Consider the following 15,435-nt stretch of genomic DNA (forward strand, 5'->3'; position numbering starts at 1 on the left):
CACGTTGGCTGGCTAGCGTGCGCGCAAAGCGTCTGGACAGACCTGGGACGGGAGGCTGAACGTGGTACGCGCAGGAGGGCACGGGCTGGCTCGGGTGGCCGTCGTCGTACGGGCCGGGGCGGCGCCGCTGTGGTGGCTCGGGGTGTTCGCGGCGGGCGTCGGGGTGCTGGTGCCGGGGCTGACGGGGCGCCGGATCGGGGTGCTGGCCGGGGCGGCGCTCTTCATCCTCGCGACGGCCGTGGTCGCGTACGTACGCCGCAAGCGGTACACCGCCCTGACCCGCTCGGCCGCCCGCGCCGGCAAGCACGACGTGCTCCAGGACCGCGCGGTCGCCGTCCGCAACTGGCGCCGTGGCCACCGCTGGTGGCTGCTGCTCGCCTTCGTCGCCGCGCTGGGCAGCGCGTTCGCCGTGCCGGCGGCCGGCGGGATGCTGCTGGCGGGGTGCGGGGCGGGGCTCCGGCTCAAGGCCGCGTGGCTCGGACGGCGGGAGCGGGCCGAGAACGCCCTGCTGTGGGTGCGGGTGGACTGGCTCGACCGCCGGGGCGGCCGGCCGGCGGGCAAGGCGGTCAAGGGCTACCGCAGCACCGGCATCGCGGCGGGCGACGCGGCCCCGGGCGGGGCCCGCCGCCGCACCGCGGCGCTGGTGTAGGCCGGCCCTCTCGGCGGTGCGGCTCAGACCTCCAGGTCCTGCTCGATCTTCTTCAACTGGTGCCTGGCCATGGCCAGGTTGGCGCGCTTGGCGTCGAGGACCAGGTACAGGAAGAGGCCGTTGCCGCCGCGCCCGGCGATCAGCCGGATCAGGTGGTACTGGTCGCTGAGGGTGATCAGGATGTCCTCGATGCCGCCCTTGAGGCCGAGGTGCTCCATCGTGCGCATCTTGGCGCGGACGACGTCGGTGTTGCCCGCGGCGGCGACATTGAGGTCGAAGCTCTTGCTGCCGCCCAGCGTGCCCAGCGCCATCCCGCTGGTGTAGTCGACCAGAGCGACCCCGGTCGCCCCCTCGATCGAGGCGAGGCATTCCTTCAGCGTGGTCTCGGTGTTGGCCATGACGTGTGTTCCTCTCAACTCTCGGTAGTCGTACGCGCGTTGGTGGTGGTGGTGGCGCGTGCGGGACGCGCGGTTCTCGTGCGGGTGGGCATGGGCTTGGCGGGCTCCTTGGGCCCCTTGGGCTCCTTGGGCTCCTCGGGCCTCTTGGCGGAGCTCTTGGCAGGGCTCCTCCTGGGCGCCGCCGCCTGCGCGTCGACGAGCTCTCCGATACGGGCACCGGCGCGGCGGCCCTCCAGATGCAGCCGGCCGACGTTGACGCCGTCCGTGGCGAGCAGCGTCAGTACGGCGGTGCGGCCCGCCGCGTACGTCGCCACATAGCCGTCCGCCCCGCGCACGAGCAGCTCGCGGAGGTCGCCCCGGCCGGTCGCGTCCGTCATCCGCACCGCGACGCCGAGCGCGGCGGCGGTGAGCGCGGCGAGGCCGTCCGGTTCGACTCCGGGGGTGTCGTGGGCGAGGACGAGGCCGTCCACGCCGGCCGCGAGCGCTCCGGTCAGCTGGGGCACTCGGGCTCTGAGTCGGCGGAACTCGTCGAGTATCGGGGACTCGGCCGCCATCAGGTGTCTCCTCTCGGCGCCCGCGAAGGGCTTGCGGTCAAAGGGCCTCCAGCGCATCCCTGACCCTCTTCAGCAGCGCGACATAGGGATCGGCGGCGACGGCGTCGTCGGGCGGGTGGCCCTGGGCGGTGGGTGGCGGCTGCGGGGACACGAGCCCCGCCGCGGCCAGCCGCCTTATGTGCACCAGCGTGTGGAACGCCGGCCTGCCCAGCTCCCGCGCGATGTCGGCGGCCCGCCGTACGCCGTCCACCCGGGCGAGTACGGCGGCCTGCCTCGGCGGGACCGCGGGGGCCGCGACCGGGTCGGCCCGGATCAGGGGTGCGGCGTCCGTCGCCGGGTCGGGCCAGATGCGGCGCAGCAGGGCGCGGCGGCGCAGCGTCTCGCGCTCCAGGGCGGCGACCGGCACCGGACGCACGGAGGCGAGCCAGTGCGCGGGGCCGTAGCGGAAGCGGCCGGGCGTACTGCTGGGGGCGAGGGCGAAGTACGCGGCGTCGTACAGCGCGCTCGCCTGCGCCAGCTCCAGCGCGCCCGACGTGACGCCGTGCCGCAGCAGCCGCCCCTCGTCGGCGCTGTCCTCGGCGTCCTGCCAGGTCTCGGCGTCGAGGGCGCCGTGGAGCGTGAGGAGCACGCCGAGGCCGGGAGCGAGCGGGCTCTCGGCGTGCACCACCCGGCCCTCGGCGAGATGGAGCGTGCCGTGCTCGCGGTCCAGGACGCCGGTGGCCCGCTCGTCCGCCAGCCGGGTCAGCATCGGCGAGACGCCCCCGGCCCGCTGGTGCGCCGTCGTCCGGTCCCGGACCGGCAGACGCGGTGGCGGTGTGGTTCCGACCACGGTCATCCCAGCACCAGCCGCTCGGCCATCTCGCCCAGCCGGATACGGGCCAGCGCGAGGTTGCCGTCCGCGCGGGCCAGCCACAGGTACAGGAACACGCTGCTGTCGAAGGCCGTCGGCACGAACCGCAGCACGTGGTAGCTGTCCCGGTTGCTGAGGATCACGTCCTCGACGGGCGGATCCGCGGCGCCGCCGTCGTCGCCGGGCCCGAACGCGTGCTGCTCGGCGGCCAGCCGCGCCAGCTCCGCCGCCTCGGCGGCCGCCGTCTCGTGGTCACCGCCCGGCGGATCGCCCACGGTGCCCAGGGCCAGCCCGCTGGTCCAGTCGACCAGCGCGGCGCCCCGTGCACCGGGCAGCCGCATCGCCTCCAGCAAGCACTTGTCGATTCCGGGCACCGTCGCTCCCCTCCCGCCTGGGGTTCGGCTGAGTGAGGGCCAAACTACGCAACGTGTGTGCGGCGAGTGAGCGTTCGGGCATTTTCCAGTGGAACATGCGCCGAGTGACTAAGGTGGGTCAACTGGCCCTGTTTTCACTCCAGTTGATCGCGTATGGCGTACGGACCCTCATCGCCGTACGTCAACGGCGCTGCGGCGCGGGCAGGGTGGTGAGCGATGTCGCGTGCGCCCCTCCGGATTCGGCCACGATCTCGTCGAGCGACTGCGGCTCGCGCACGGTCGCGAAGGCCATGCCCCCGGCCTCGTCCGGCGCGAAGCCGTAAATGCCGGGCCGGGCGAGGGAGTTGTACGCGTAGTGGTGCGCGAAGTAGTACGCCCCCGTGTCCACCGCCGCCGCGTAGTCCCCCTGCTCCAGCAGCGGCAGCGCGCACCCCTCGGCCAGCAGGTCACCCGAGAAGCAGGCCGGCCCGGCCACGTCCTGCACCACGGCCGGACCCTCCTTCGGGCGCCCCTTGCCGTCGTACGCGGTGATCCTCAGCGGCCAGCTCCCCGGCGCGTACACCGTGCGCGTGGCGACCTGCACGCCCGCGTGCGTGACCGCCACCGGCCGCCCGCCCGCGCTCTTGGCGTACTCGACGCGGGCCACGACCGTCCCGTGCTTGGCCAGCAGTGACCGCCCGAACTCCGTGACCAGCCCGTAGCGCCCGTCGAACAGCCCCGGCATCGCCTCGCCCAGCAGCCGCGCGTACTGCGCGTACGTCGGCGTGGTCGTGTCCGAGGCGAAGTTCACCGGCAGCCCGCCGCCGATGTCGAGCGTGTCGATCTGCCGCCGCCCGATCCGCCGGTTGATCTCCTCGGCCAGCGCGTACGCCTCCGCGACCCCCCGGGCCATCAGCGCCAGCGGGATGCCCTGCGAGCCGGTGTGCGCATGCAGCCGCGTCAGCCACGGGCGGTCCTGGTACGCCCGTACCACCCACTCCCGCGCCCCCTCGTCGCGCAGCGCCACCCCGAACTTCGACGTCGCCGTGGCCGTGGACGTCGCCTCGATCGAACCCCCGCCGACCTGCGGGTTCACCCGGATCCCGAGCGGGGAGCTGCTGACGGCGGACTTCATCATGCCGTCGATGCGGTCCAGCTCCTGCGGGTTGTCCGCGTTGACGGCGATGCCCAGCGCCAGCGCCTCGCGCAGCTCGGCCGGCGTCTTGGCGGGCGAGTCCAGCACCGTCATCTCCGGGCGGAGCCCCGCCGCCCGCGCCAGCGCCAGCTCGCCCGGGCTCGCCACCTCCGCGCCGATGCCCTCCTCGCGCAGCAGCCGCAGCACCGGCACCAGCGGGGTCGCCTTCACCGCGAAGGCGTGCAGCACGGGCGTGCCCGGCGCCACCACCGCGTCGAACGCCGCCCGCAGCGCCGCCGCCGACTCCCGGATGCCGGTGACGTCGAGCAGGCCGACGATGGGGGTGCCGGGCCCGAGCAGCCCCTGCTCCACGGCCGCCCGCACCGCGTCGTCCCGCCGGGCCACCCGGTCGGCGTCATACGCCGGTATCTCGACTCCGCCGCCCACTGCGTCGCCCGCTCCGATGTCCACAACATCCCCCGTCCTGTCGTTGTCCGAGCCCATGCATCCAGCCAAACATCCGTGACGCGCGAGCGCTGGCCCGCGAACGTATTGACTAGCTCTATTCAGACGTCCAGGATGTGAATAACCACCTCAACAGTTCGCAGTCACACTTCGCAGTCACAGTCCGCTGGGAGGCAGACCATGTCAGGACCCCGCCCGCCCGTCTCCCCCCACCACCCTCAAACGAGGCCCTACGGGCCGCCCCCTGGTGGAGTCCGAGCGCCGCGCGGTACGGAACTGAGTGCCCTGGGATGGCAGCAGGAAGCCGCCCTGCGGATGCTGCAGAACAACCTCGACCCCGAGGTCGCCGAGCACCCCGACAAGCTCGTCGTCTACGGCGGCACCGGCAAGGCGGCCCGCGACTGGCGCTCCTTCGACGCGATGGTGCGCACGCTGAAGGGGCTGAAGCAGGACGAGACCATGCTGGTCCAGTCCGGACGCCCCGTCGGCGTCATGCAGACCCACGAGTGGGCGCCGCGCGTCCTCATCGCCAACTCCAACCTCGTCGGCGACTGGGCCAACTGGGAGGAGTTCCGCCGCCTGGAGGCCCTCGGCCTCACCATGTACGGCCAGATGACGGCCGGCTCCTGGATCTACATCGGCACCCAGGGCATCCTCCAGGGCACCTACGAGACCTTCTCCGCCGTCGCCGCGAAGAAGTTCGACGGCACCCTCGCCGGGACGATCACCCTCACCGCCGGTCTCGGCGGCATGGGCGGCGCCCAGCCGCTCGCCGTGACCATGAACGACGGTGTCGCGATCTGCGTCGACTGTGACCCGCGCGCGATCGAGCGCCGCATCGAGCACCGGTACCTGGACGTGAAGGCCGACTCCCTCGACCACGCCCTCCAACTGGCCGTCGAGGCCCGTGACGCCCGCCGCCCCCTCTCCATCGGCGTCCTCGGCAACGCCGCCGAGCTGGTCCCGCAGCTCCTCGCCATGGGCGCCCCCATCGACATCGTCACCGACCAGACCTCGGCGCACGACCCGCTGGCGTACCTGCCGCTGGGCGTCGACTTCGACGAGATGGCGTCCTACGCCGCCAAGGACCCGGCCGGCTTCACCACCCGCGCCCGTGAGTCCATGGCCAAGCACGTCGAGGCCATGGTGGGCTTCATGGACGCCGGTGCCGAGGTCTTCGACTACGGCAACTCGATCCGGGGCGAGGCCCAACTCGCCGGGTACGAGCGGGCGTTCGCCTTCCCCGGGTTCGTGCCGGCCTACATCCGCCCCCTGTTCTGCGAGGGCAAGGGCCCCTTCAGGTGGGCTGCTCTCTCGGGCGACCCGGCCGACATCGCCAAGACCGACAAGGCGATCCTCGACCTCTTCCCGGAGAACGAGTCCCTGGCCCGCTGGATCAAGATGGCCGGCGAGCGGGTGCACTTCCAGGGGCTGCCCGCGCGCATCTGCTGGCTCGGCTACGGGGAGCGGGACAAGGCGGGTGAGCGGTTCAACGACATGGTGGCGAGCGGTGAGCTGGCCGCGCCGCTCGCGATCGGGCGTGACCACCTGGACTGCGGTTCGGTGGCCTCTCCCTACCGCGAGACCGAGGCCATGCTCGACGGGTCCGACGCGATCGCGGACTGGCCGCTGCTGAACGCCATGGTGAACGTGGCTTCGGGCGCCTCCTGGGTCTCCCTTCACCACGGTGGCGGCGTCGGCATGGGGCGGTCCATCCACGCCGGGCAGGTGACGGTGGCCGACGGTACGAAGCTCGGGGGCGAGAAGATCCGCCGGGTGCTGACGAACGACCCCGGGATGGGCGTCATCCGGCACGTCGACGCCGGGTACGACATCGCGGAGTCGGTTGCCGATGAGCGGGGCGTGCGCGTCCCGATGCGCGAGGGTGACGACGCGTGACTCAGCATGGGGGCGGGCACGGCAACTCTCCGGCGGGGGCTGAGGGCTCGTCGCCGGGTGCGGGCGGCGCAGTGCGGTCTGGCGTGGGTGGTGGGTCGTTCCACGAGATGTGGCGTGAGCTGCTCCCCATCGGCCGGCACCCCGGCTCCCACGGCTATCGACGCTTCGCCTGGACCGGCGCCGATCTCGACTGCCGGGCCTGGTTCAAGGAGCAGGCCGAAGGACGCGGGCTCGCCTACGAGGTCGACCGGAACGGGAATCAGTGGGCCTGGCTCGGGGATCCCGCCGCCGGGGACGCCGTTGTCACCGGGTCGCATCTCGACTCCGTGCCGGACGGGGGTGCCTTCGACGGGCCCCTCGGGGTCGTGTCGTCCTTCGCCGCGCTCGATGAACTGCGGGGCAGGGGCGTGCACTTCGCCAAGCCCCTCGCCATCGTCAACTTCGGCGACGAAGAGGGTGCCCGGTTCGGGCTCGCCTGTGTCGGGTCCCGGCTCGCCGCCGGGCAGCTCACCGTCGACGACGCCCACAAGCTGACCGACGGGGACGGGGTCAGCCTGCCCCGGGCCATGGAGGCCGCGGGGTACGACCCCGAGGCCATCGGCGCCGACCCGGAGCGGCTCGCCCGCATCGGTGCCTTCGTCGAGCTGCATGTCGAGCAGGGACGGGCCCTGGACCTGTCCGGCGACCGCGTCGGCATCGCCAGCGCCATCTGGCCGCACGGCCGATGGCGGTTCGACTTCCGGGGCGAGGCCAATCACGCGGGGACCACCCGGCTCATGGACCGGCGCGACCCCATGCTGACGTACGCCGAGACCGTGCTCGCCGCCCGCCGGGAGGCGCAACTCGCCGGTGCCGTCGCGACGTTCGGCAAGATCTCCGTCGAGCCGAACGGCGTCAACGCCATCCCCTCCCTGGTGCGCGGCTGGCTCGACTCCAGGGCCGAGGACCAGGCGAGCCTCGACACCGTCGTCGGCGGCATCGAGAAGGCGGCCCGGGAGTACGCGGCGGCCCACGGCATCGACCTCGACATCGTCCGTGAGTCCTTCACGCCCGTCGTCGAGTTCGACCACGCCCTGCGCGACGAACTGGCCCGCATCCTGGGCAAGGACTCCGACCTCACCGTCCCGGTCCTGGGCACCGGTGCCGGACATGACGCCGGAATCCTCTCCGGGACCATCCCGACCGCCATGCTGTTCGTACGCAACCCCACCGGCGTCTCGCACTCCCCGGCCGAGTTCGCCGCCGAGGACGACTGCGTGGCCGGAGTCATCGCCCTCGCCGACGTACTGGAAGGACTGGCCTGCACGTGACGCCCACCCAGCGGACCCGTACGTACTGGCTGGAACACGCCTGGCTCGACACCCACGTCGAGCCGGGCGTCGCCCTCGATGTGAGCGACGGCCGCGTCACCGCCGTCCGCACCGGCGCGCAGGCCCCGCCCCCCGGCGCCGAGGTCCTCCGCGGGCTCACGCTCCCCGGGCTGGCCAACGCCCACTCGCACGCCTTCCACCGCGCCCTGCGCTCCACCGTCCAGGTCGGCTCCGGCACCTTCTGGACCTGGCGCGAGGTCATGTACTCGTTCGCCGACAGGCTCACCCCGGAGACCTACCACGCCCTCGCCCGCGCCGTGTACGCCGAGATGGCGCTGGCGGGGATCACCGCCGTCGGTGAGTTCCACTACGTCCACCATGCCCCGGGCGGCACCCCGTACGCGGACCCGAACGCGATGGGCGAGGCCCTCGTCGCGGCCGCCGCCGACGCCGGCATCCGGATCACCCTCCTCGACACCGCCTATCTCTCCGCCGGCTTCGGCCGGCCGCCCAACCGCCACCAGCTCCGCTTCTCCGACGGACACGCCGAGGCCTGGGCCGAACGCTGTTCAGTTCTCAAGGACCAGGATCACGCACGGATCGGGGCGGCGATCCACTCCGTACGGGCCGTGCCCGCCGACCAGTTGGCGACCGTGGCGCGGTGGGCCGAGGAGCGGCGGGCCCCGCTCCATGTGCACCTGTCCGAGCAGACCGCCGAGAACGAGGCGTGCCTGGAGGTCCACGGCTGCACCCCCACCCAGCTCCTCGCCCTGCACGGCGTCCTCGGCCCGCGCACCACCGGCGTCCACAACACCCACCTCACCGCCGAGGACATCTCCCTGATCGGCGGCAGCGGCACCGGCACCTGTATGTGCCCGACCACCGAACGGGACCTCGCGGACGGCATCGGACCCGCCGTCGCCCTGCAGAACGAAGGCTCCCCGCTCTCCCTCGGCTCCGACAGCCACGCCGTCATCGACCTGCTCGAAGAGGCGCGCGCGATGGAGCTGAACGAGCGCCTGCGCACCCGCACGCGAGGTCACTGGACGGCGGCGGCCCTCCTGCGGGCGGCCTCGGCCGACGGCCACGCGGCTCTCGGCTGGGACGGGGCGGGCACCCTGGAGCCCGGAGGACTCGCCGACTTCACCACCATCGCGCTCGACTCGGTCAGGACGGCAGGGCCGCTTCCGCGGCTCGGGGCCGAGACGGCCGTATTCGCTGCGTCGGCAGCAGACGTGTCGCATACGGTCGTGGGGGGTCGGCACGTCGTACGGGACGGGGTCCACGCCCTCGTACCGGATGTGCCGAAAGCCCTCGCGGACGCCGTCGAAGCCTTGCGCGGATGACTGCGGGCCGTCCACCCGCGCGGCCCGCCTCCGCCCCCGAACCCGACCCGACCGCCGACCAGGCAACCAAGGACGCCATGAGCAACGCGACGACCGTCAGCCCCGCCCACTCCGCGAGCACCGCAAGCACGCTCATCACCAACATCGCCGCCCTGGTCACCAACAACCCCTCCCTAGGTGACGGATCCCCCCTCGGACTGATCCAGGACGCGGCCGTCGTCATCGAAGGCGACCGCGTCGTGTGGACCGGTGATCAAAGCAAAGCACCCGCCACTGACAATCGGGTCGACGCAGGCGGCCGGGCGGTCGTCCCCGGCTTCGTCGACTCCCACTCCCACCTCGTCTTCGCGGGCGACCGGACGCGGGAGTTCAACGCCCGCATGTCCGGCCGCAGCTACACCGCCGGCGGCATCCGTACGACCGTCGCCGCCACCCGCGCCGCGAGCGACGAGGAACTCGAGGCCAACCTCACCCGTTACCTCCGTGAGGCCCTGCGCCAAGGCACCACCACCTTCGAGACCAAGTCCGGCTACGGCCTGACGGTCGAGGACGAGGCCCGCGCCCTGCGCATCGCGTCGGCGCACACGGACGAGGTCACGTACCTGGGCGCCCACATCGTCTCTCCCGACTACGCCGACGACCCGGCCGCCTACGTCGCCCTCGTCACCGGCGAGATGCTCGACGCCTGTGCCCCGTACGCCTGTTGGATCGACGTCTTCTGCGAGAAGGGCGCCTTCGACGGTGACCAGGCCCGCGCGATCCTCACCGCGGGCAAGGCCAGGGGCCTGCACCCCCGCGTCCACGCCAACCAGCTCACCTACGGCCCCGGCGTCCAGCTGGCCGTCGAGCTGGACGCCGCCAGCGCCGACCACTGCACCCACCTGACGGACGCCGACGTGGACGCCCTCGCGAGCGGCAACACCGTCGCCACCCTTCTCCCCGGCGCCGAGTTCTCCACCCGCGCCCAGTGGCCGAACGCCCGCCGCCTCCTCGACGCGGGTGTCACCGTCGCCCTCTCCACCGACTGCAACCCGGGGTCGTCCTTCACCTCCTCCGTGCCCTTCTGCATCGCGCTCGCGGTACGGGACATGGGGATGACCCCGGACGAGGCGGTCTGGTCGGCCACGGCGGGCGGTGCGGCGGCCCTCCGCCGCGACGACATCGGCCGCCTCACCCCGGGCGCCCGCGCGGACCTGCTCCTCCTCGACGCCCCGAGCCATGTGCACCTGGCCTATCGGCCGGGGGTGCCGCTGGTCAGCCAGGTGTGGCGACGGGGTGTGCGCGAGGCCTGATCACACAGCCCCCGCCCGCCACCGCTGATCCCCCCGCGCCGCCTCCCGCACGAGGGCCAGCGACTTGTCCCCGCCCGGCGTCACCGCATGGTCCGGGGCGATCCCCGGGCGGATCACCCCGAGGGAGTCCACCGCGAACCTCAGGTTCTGCCCGTTGGGCCCATGGACGGAGTCGCAGGTCCAGATGCCGACGCCCCGGTCCACGGAGCCGCGGCTGTCCAGGCAGTAGTCGGGGTAGGCGTACGACTGCAGTACGCCGCGTTCGGAGTCGACCCGCCACCGCTGGTCGGGGGCGGACGTGCAGGTGGCCGTGACGACGTCCGTGCCGTTCTCCGGGTTGCCGTCGACGTCCAGGCACAGCCCTGAGGCCGCGTTCACGACCTGGGCGTATGTGGCGCCCGGTGGAGGCGTGGGAGAGGGCGGCGGCTTCGGGCGTGCTGTTTTCGAGGGGGTCGAACTCTTCGTGGGGGACGGCGACTTGGCGGTAGGGGTGGGGGTAGGGGTACGGGTAGGGGAAGGGGACGGACTCGCGGAAACCGTGGCGGTGGCCGTCACCGTCACCGCGACCGGCGGCACGCTCACCGGAGTGCTCACCGAAGCCACCGGGTCCTGCGACGGCGATCCGCCCCGCGCCATCAGGAACGCCACCAGCGGCAGCAACGCCACCCCGATCGCGGCCGACACCAGCACGACCCGGCGGCGGTCCAGTGGCCCACCTCGCTCCGGCCGACTCCCCTCTGCCGCACGGCCGACGCCGCCCCGCTCTCCCGCGCCGCCCGCCGCATACGCCGTCCCGCCCCACGGCAGCAGCCCCTCCGCCAGCGCCGTGCGCGGAGTGTCCCGGAGCGCCGACAGCTCCTCGTAGGCCGTCGTGCAGTGCGGGCAGCGCGCCCTGTGGGTGTGCAGGTCGGCGCTGTCGCGGGGGCTGTCCGGCCGTACGGACTCCTCGATGAGGCGGCCGAAGTCGGGGCAGTCGGGGTCGTCGGAGGCGGCGAGGCGGGTGCGCAGGCAGGCCCGGGCCAGCTGCTGGAGCGCCGGGTCGGTGCCGTATGTGACGTCCTCGCGGGTGAGGCCGAGGAGAGCGGCCGTTCGTTCCACCGGCTCCCGCTCCACGACTCCGTACCAGATCAGGCCCTGCGTACGGGACGGCAGGGACTGGAACGCCGTGAGCAGGGGCGGGACCGGGCCGGAGGGGCCCGCCGTGTTCAGGACGAGGAGCAGGCTCGCGTCGAGGCCCGCGGCCCGCTCGTCCATGGCCCAGGTCCCGGCCGACCGGGCGGTCAGGAGCAGCAGTTGGTGCCGCCAGGGCAGGCCCGGGTCGACGCCGCGTGCCGTCTGGCGGGCGGCGAGCGTGAACGCCTGGGCCGCCAACTGCCGTGCCATGGACTCGTTCGGGGTGCACTGACGGGCGTAGGCGAGGACGGGTGCGTGATGGCGGGCGCGGAGTTCCTGGAGTGCCAGGTACGCGGTGGCCGTGTCGGCGCGCAGCAGTTCGGTGAGCCGCGCGTCGGACGCTCCCGTGTGCACCCCCGGGCCGGAGTCCCTGCCGTCGTCGGCGCGAGCCATCCGCCTGCCTCCTTGCAGCCGTGCGACCCGCCCGGAGATCTGGCCTACCGGCGGGTATGAGGGCTCATAGTGGAGGAAGGGAAGCTCTGGGGAAAGAGTTTCTGTGGGTAACCCCAGAACGCGCTGTGCCCGGTGCCCGGCCGACCGATTCGGCGGGGCACCGGGCACAGCGCTGATCAGCGGGAGCCGGTCGCCACTGGGTGAGTGGTCGTCACTCCTCGACCGTCAGCCCCTTCCGGAGCCGGATCAAGGTACGCGACAGCAGTCGCGACACGTGCATCTGCGAGATGCCGAGTTCGTCGCCGATCTCCGACTGGGTCATGCCCGCGACGAACCGCAAGGACAGGATCTTCCGGTCTCTGTGCGGCAGTTCGGCGATGAGCGGCTTCAACGACTCGACGTACTCGATGCCTTCGATGCCGTGGTCCTCGTAGCCGATCCGGTCGGCGAGCGCGCCCTCGGCGTCGTCCTCCTCGGGCTGGGCGTCCAGCGAGGAGGCGGTGTACGCGTTCGACGCCGCCATGCCCTCGACGACCTCGTCGTTGGTCAGGCCGAGGCGCTCCGCCAGTTCCGCCACCGTCGGGGCGCGGTCCAGCTTCTGGGCCAACTCGTCGCCGGCCTTGGCGAGGTCGAGCCGCAGCTCCTGCAGCCTCCTCGGCACCCGCACCGACCACGACGTGTCGCGGAAGAAGCGCTTGATCTCACCGACGATGGTCGGCATCGCGAAGGTGGGGAACTCCACGCCACGGCTGAGCTCGAAGCGGTCGATCGCCTTGATCAGGCCGATGGTGCCGACCTGGATGATGTCCTCCATCGGCTCGCTGCGCGAGCGGAAGCGGGAGGCGGCGAACTTGACCAGGGCGAGGTTGAGTTCGACGAGCGTGTTGCGGACGTACGAGTATTCGTGGGTCCCTTCCTCCAGCGACTCCAGCCGCTCGAAGAGGGTCTTGGAAAGGGCCCGCGCGTCCATCGGCCCCACCTCGTCGTAAGGGGGGATGTCCGGAAGCCCGGCGAGTACGTCGTCCTGAGCGGACTCCTGGCCGAACTGCCGGCCGAACTCCTGAGCGAAGTCCTGTCCGTGATGTACGTCGCTGCTGCGCTCGATGGGATCCAGATGTTCCGGTCGGGGTGCCGACGTCGCCGTCTGGGTATGCGATGCGTCGAGCCGGGGTGACATGATGTCCTCCATCGTTCTCGGCATATGGCTGCCGAAGCCTGTGCGTGCACTGCGGTGTGCGGCGCCTCCAAAGCCGGCCGAGTCGGTTACGTGTCTCTACTAGCCCTACCCGTTTTCGTGAGCCCACCGCAAGTGCGCTCTGTTCCGAAATGTCCGTTTCTGGGTGGATGTTCGGGTGTTGGAGGGCGTAGGGAAGGCGTAGTGTTCGAGAGCGTCAGTCAGCAGCCACGACGTCGGGAGTGAGAGACGGCATGGACCGCGGGACCGTCGGCAGCGCACAGTCTGGCCGGCTTCTGGTCGAAGTGCGGGAAGAGGGCTCCAGTGCCGTCGTGACCCCGGCGGGTGAGTTGGACCACCACACCGCCGATTTGTTGCGTGAGCCACTCGAGGACTGCCTCGGCAAGGGTTTCAGCCGACTGGTCGTCGACTGCTCCCGGCTCGAGTTCTGTGACTCCACAGGGCTGAACGTGCTGCTCGGGGCGCGACTGAAGGCGGAGGCCGCCGGTGGCGGGGTGCACCTCGCGGGCATGCTGCCCGTCGTTGCGCGCGTGTTCGAGATCACAGGGGCCGAAGCGGTCTTCACGGTCCACGACTCGCTCGACGACGCCCTGGCCGGTGAGTCCGACGGGTCGGGTTGACCCCTCGCGTCCGGCATCGCATCGGACGTCACATCAACGTGCCGAAATCCGGGGTGTTCCCTCGGCGCGGTCGGGCAGGAGACATCCTGAACCTGTCGGCTGTGACGTCGGCCACCGGGGGTGGGGGACTGTGACCGACATCAAGCAAGGACGTGCACTGGCGTACTGGCTCTGCGTACAGACTTGTGAATCGTGTGAACGTTGAACTGTTGAATTGGTGAATCGGTGAGGTGAAGCGCTGATGAGCACCACCCGGCCTTTCTCGCCGGGCGACCGCGGCCCAGAGCCCAGCGGCGCTTCCGGGGTGTCCGAGAGGGGCGTACCGGCCGCGGGCGGCGCCGAGGAGGGCGCCCCGGCGGCCGGAGCGTCCGAGGGCGGCCCCATGTCGTCATCGAGGCCCGAGGGAGCCGAGTCGTCCGTCGAGGCGTCGGTGGCGCGTCAGGTCCGTCGGCTGGGCTTCGAGGGGCAGAGCGGGGTCGTCCCGCTCGCCCGCGACTTCGCCCGCCAGGCGCTGTACGCGTGGGGCTGGCTGCCCGCCGCCACCGCCGACCAGCGGGCCGCCGCCGAGGATGTGCTGCTTGTCGTCTCCGAGCTGGTCACCAACGCCTGTCTGCATGCCGAGGGGCCGGACGAGCTGTGGATCGCCTGCGACAACAAGGTGATCCGCATCGAGGTCTCCGACAAGGGCACGGGCCAGCCGGCCCCCCGCACCCCGCACCGCGCGGGCCGCCCCGGCGGCCACGGCATGTTCATCGTGCAGCGGCTGTGCCTGGACTGGGGAGTCGTACGGACGTCGGGGGTCGCGGGCAAGACGGTGTGGGCGGAACTGGGAGCACCGGCGTAGCGGAAGCACGGGAGATTCGTTTCCGCGAGGCCGTTTCCGCGAGGCCGTTTCCGTGCGTACGAGTTGCGCGCGTACGAGAAATTCGTCTCCGCCCCGCTGAGCCTGGGTTACCAAGGGTCACCCTCTCCACCCGAACCCCCTCACGCGCACGCCGGATCGCCACAACTCGGGTGTGCGCCGCGTCTTCCTTCCTCTGGGCCCCGGGCGTACCTTGACGGCCGATCTGATATGCCGTCAGGAATGAGGGGACCGTGTCGAAGCAGAAGCGAACCGCCGCGCTCGCGACCGCCGCGGCCCTGGCCGGCTCGGCGGTGTTGATGGCCGCCCCCGCGGCCCGGGCCGAGGTTGTCGACGTCAACTACGCCTGCAAGACGCCGATCGGCGACAAGAGCGCCGTCTCGCCCATCGACATCAAGGGCGTCAAGAGCGGCGGCGCCTACAAGATCACCATGTCGTGGCAGAAGGGCGTCTCCTCCAGCCCGGTCGAACTCGGCAAGGGTGCGATGAACCCGAGCGCCACCATCAAGCTGGGCGGCGCCGACAGCGGCACCCTGGCGGTGACCGGCCCGGCCAACCAAGAGGCGATTCCCGCCAACACCCCCATCAAGATCAACGACTTGACGGGCACGTACACCCCGAAGAAGACCGGCAGGGTCACCTTCACGGCGGCCGTGCTCACCATCAAGGCCCTGGGCACGACCACCACGTGCACCCCCACCAACAACCCCGGCCCGTCGCTGACCCTCGACGTGACGGCGGCGGCCGGCGCGGGCGGCGGCAGCGGCCAGGGCGGCTCCGGCTCCGGCTCCGGCGCCGAGCTCCCGCAGACCGGCCCCGAGGACTCGGCGATCGCCCTCGGCACTCTCGGCGGCACGGTCCTGCTCGCGGGCGCGGCGGGTGCGCTGTGGCTGACGCGGAGGGGGCAGACGGTACGCCGCTGACCGTTTCGTACCTTTTCG

At 72.1% G+C, this 15,435-nt stretch carries 15 protein-coding genes; 8 read left to right on the plus strand and 7 right to left on the minus strand.

Going from position 1 to position 15,435, the window contains the following annotated elements; all coding sequences use genetic code 11:
- The first annotated feature begins 94 nt into the window (after window positions 1-94).
- On the plus strand, window positions 95-649 hold the full coding sequence (locus QQM39_RS27070; RefSeq protein ID WP_302003737.1) for a hypothetical protein: 555 nt from the start codon (window positions 95-97) through the stop codon (window positions 647-649).
- 23 nt (window positions 650-672) lie between these two features.
- Here the strand turns inward: QQM39_RS27070 and QQM39_RS27075 are convergent, their stop codons facing one another.
- The 5 genes from QQM39_RS27075 to QQM39_RS27095 form a co-directional block, all read right to left on the minus strand.
- Window positions 673-1,047, minus strand: coding sequence for a hypothetical protein (locus QQM39_RS27075; RefSeq protein WP_302000150.1), 375 nt, complete (start codon window positions 1,045-1,047; stop codon window positions 673-675).
- Between the two features lie 14 nt (window positions 1,048-1,061).
- Window positions 1,062-1,601: a roadblock/LC7 domain-containing protein gene (locus tag QQM39_RS27080; protein WP_302000151.1), complete on the minus strand. Its 540-nt coding sequence runs from the start codon at window positions 1,599-1,601 to the stop codon at window positions 1,062-1,064.
- A gap of 37 nt (window positions 1,602-1,638) precedes the next feature.
- Window positions 1,639-2,436: a transcriptional regulator gene (locus QQM39_RS27085; protein WP_302000152.1), complete on the minus strand. Its 798-nt coding sequence runs from the start codon at window positions 2,434-2,436 to the stop codon at window positions 1,639-1,641.
- Complete coding sequence (locus tag QQM39_RS27090; protein ID WP_302000153.1) at window positions 2,433-2,825, minus strand: hypothetical protein; 393 nt, start codon at window positions 2,823-2,825, stop codon at window positions 2,433-2,435. The genes QQM39_RS27085 and QQM39_RS27090 overlap by 4 nt, the downstream gene beginning before the upstream one ends.
- 181 nt (window positions 2,826-3,006) lie before the next feature.
- On the minus strand, window positions 3,007-4,443 hold the full coding sequence (locus tag QQM39_RS27095) for a diaminopimelate decarboxylase (RefSeq protein ID WP_302000154.1): 1,437 nt from the start codon (window positions 4,441-4,443) through the stop codon (window positions 3,007-3,009).
- A gap of 141 nt (window positions 4,444-4,584) precedes the next feature.
- Here QQM39_RS27095 and hutU point away from each other — a divergent pair, with 141 nt between their 5' ends.
- From hutU to hutI, 4 genes are all read left to right on the plus strand, one after another.
- Window positions 4,585-6,303: a urocanate hydratase gene (hutU, locus tag QQM39_RS27100; RefSeq protein ID WP_302000155.1), complete on the plus strand. Its 1,719-nt coding sequence runs from the start codon at window positions 4,585-4,587 to the stop codon at window positions 6,301-6,303.
- Between the two features lie 107 nt (window positions 6,304-6,410).
- Window positions 6,411-7,613, plus strand: coding sequence for an allantoate amidohydrolase (locus QQM39_RS27105; protein ID WP_302003738.1), 1,203 nt, complete (start codon window positions 6,411-6,413; stop codon window positions 7,611-7,613).
- Window positions 7,610-8,959 (plus strand): formimidoylglutamate deiminase, encoded by a 1,350-nt coding sequence (locus QQM39_RS27110; protein ID WP_302000156.1) that lies wholly within the window; start codon window positions 7,610-7,612, stop codon window positions 8,957-8,959. The genes QQM39_RS27105 and QQM39_RS27110 overlap by 4 nt, the downstream gene beginning before the upstream one ends.
- Window positions 8,956-10,251: an imidazolonepropionase gene (gene hutI, locus QQM39_RS27115; protein WP_302000157.1), complete on the plus strand. Its 1,296-nt coding sequence runs from the start codon at window positions 8,956-8,958 to the stop codon at window positions 10,249-10,251. Before QQM39_RS27110 ends, hutI begins: the two co-directional genes overlap by 4 nt.
- On the opposite strand, the gene QQM39_RS27120 is transcribed toward hutI, so the two are convergent.
- Both QQM39_RS27120 and QQM39_RS27125 read right to left on the minus strand, forming a co-directional pair.
- Window positions 10,252-11,817, minus strand: coding sequence for an RICIN domain-containing protein (locus QQM39_RS27120; RefSeq protein ID WP_302000158.1), 1,566 nt, complete (start codon window positions 11,815-11,817; stop codon window positions 10,252-10,254).
- Between the two features lie 211 nt (window positions 11,818-12,028).
- Window positions 12,029-13,006: an RNA polymerase sigma factor SigF gene (locus QQM39_RS27125; RefSeq protein ID WP_302000159.1), complete on the minus strand. Its 978-nt coding sequence runs from the start codon at window positions 13,004-13,006 to the stop codon at window positions 12,029-12,031.
- A gap of 239 nt (window positions 13,007-13,245) precedes the next feature.
- Between QQM39_RS27125 and QQM39_RS27130 the strand changes: the two genes are divergently transcribed.
- The 3 genes from QQM39_RS27130 (at window position 13,246) to QQM39_RS27140 (ending at window position 15,417) form a co-directional block, all read left to right on the plus strand.
- Window positions 13,246-13,632 (plus strand): STAS domain-containing protein, encoded by a 387-nt coding sequence (locus QQM39_RS27130; protein ID WP_302000160.1) that lies wholly within the window; start codon window positions 13,246-13,248, stop codon window positions 13,630-13,632.
- 241 nt (window positions 13,633-13,873) lie between these two features.
- Window positions 13,874-14,476 carry an ATP-binding protein gene (locus QQM39_RS27135; protein ID WP_302000161.1) on the plus strand — a complete coding sequence of 201 codons (603 nt, stop codon included), beginning with the start codon at window positions 13,874-13,876 and terminating at the stop codon, window positions 14,474-14,476.
- Window positions 14,477-14,727: 251 nt separating this feature from the next.
- Entirely contained in the window at window positions 14,728-15,417 is a 690-nt protein-coding gene (locus tag QQM39_RS27140) for an LPXTG cell wall anchor domain-containing protein (RefSeq protein WP_302000162.1), read from the plus strand.
- Window positions 15,418-15,435: the final 18 nt, after the last annotated feature.

The organism is Streptomyces sp. DT2A-34 (genome assembly GCF_030499515.1).
In the GTDB taxonomy this organism is placed as follows: domain Bacteria; phylum Actinomycetota; class Actinomycetes; order Streptomycetales; family Streptomycetaceae; genus Streptomyces.

What these genes read in the sequence shown, in the direction of transcription:
- QQM39_RS27075 (WP_302000150.1), bottom strand. Translation starts at nt 1,047, where the DNA reads ATGGCCAACACCGAGACCACGCTGAAGGAATGCCTCGCCTCGATCGAG.
- QQM39_RS27080 (WP_302000151.1), bottom strand. Translation starts at nt 1,601, where the DNA reads ATGGCGGCCGAGTCCCCGATACTCGACGAGTTCCGCCGACTCAGAGCC.
- QQM39_RS27085 (WP_302000152.1), bottom strand. Translation starts at nt 2,436, where the DNA reads ATGACCGTGGTCGGAACCACACCGCCACCGCGTCTGCCGGTCCGGGAC.
- QQM39_RS27095 (WP_302000154.1), bottom strand. Translation starts at nt 4,443, where the DNA reads ATGGGCTCGGACAACGACAGGACGGGGGATGTTGTGGACATCGGAGCG.
- hutU (WP_302000155.1), top strand. Translation starts at nt 4,585, where the DNA reads ATGTCAGGACCCCGCCCGCCCGTCTCCCCCCACCACCCTCAAACGAGG.
- QQM39_RS27105 (WP_302003738.1), top strand. Translation starts at nt 6,411, where the DNA reads ATGTGGCGTGAGCTGCTCCCCATCGGCCGGCACCCCGGCTCCCACGGC.
- hutI (WP_302000157.1), top strand. Translation starts at nt 8,956, where the DNA reads ATGACTGCGGGCCGTCCACCCGCGCGGCCCGCCTCCGCCCCCGAACCC.
- QQM39_RS27120 (WP_302000158.1), bottom strand. Translation starts at nt 11,817, where the DNA reads ATGGCTCGCGCCGACGACGGCAGGGACTCCGGCCCGGGGGTGCACACG.
- QQM39_RS27125 (WP_302000159.1), bottom strand. Translation starts at nt 13,006, where the DNA reads ATGGAGGACATCATGTCACCCCGGCTCGACGCATCGCATACCCAGACG.
- QQM39_RS27130 (WP_302000160.1), top strand. Translation starts at nt 13,246, where the DNA reads ATGGACCGCGGGACCGTCGGCAGCGCACAGTCTGGCCGGCTTCTGGTC.
- QQM39_RS27135 (WP_302000161.1), top strand. Translation starts at nt 13,874, where the DNA reads ATGAGCACCACCCGGCCTTTCTCGCCGGGCGACCGCGGCCCAGAGCCC.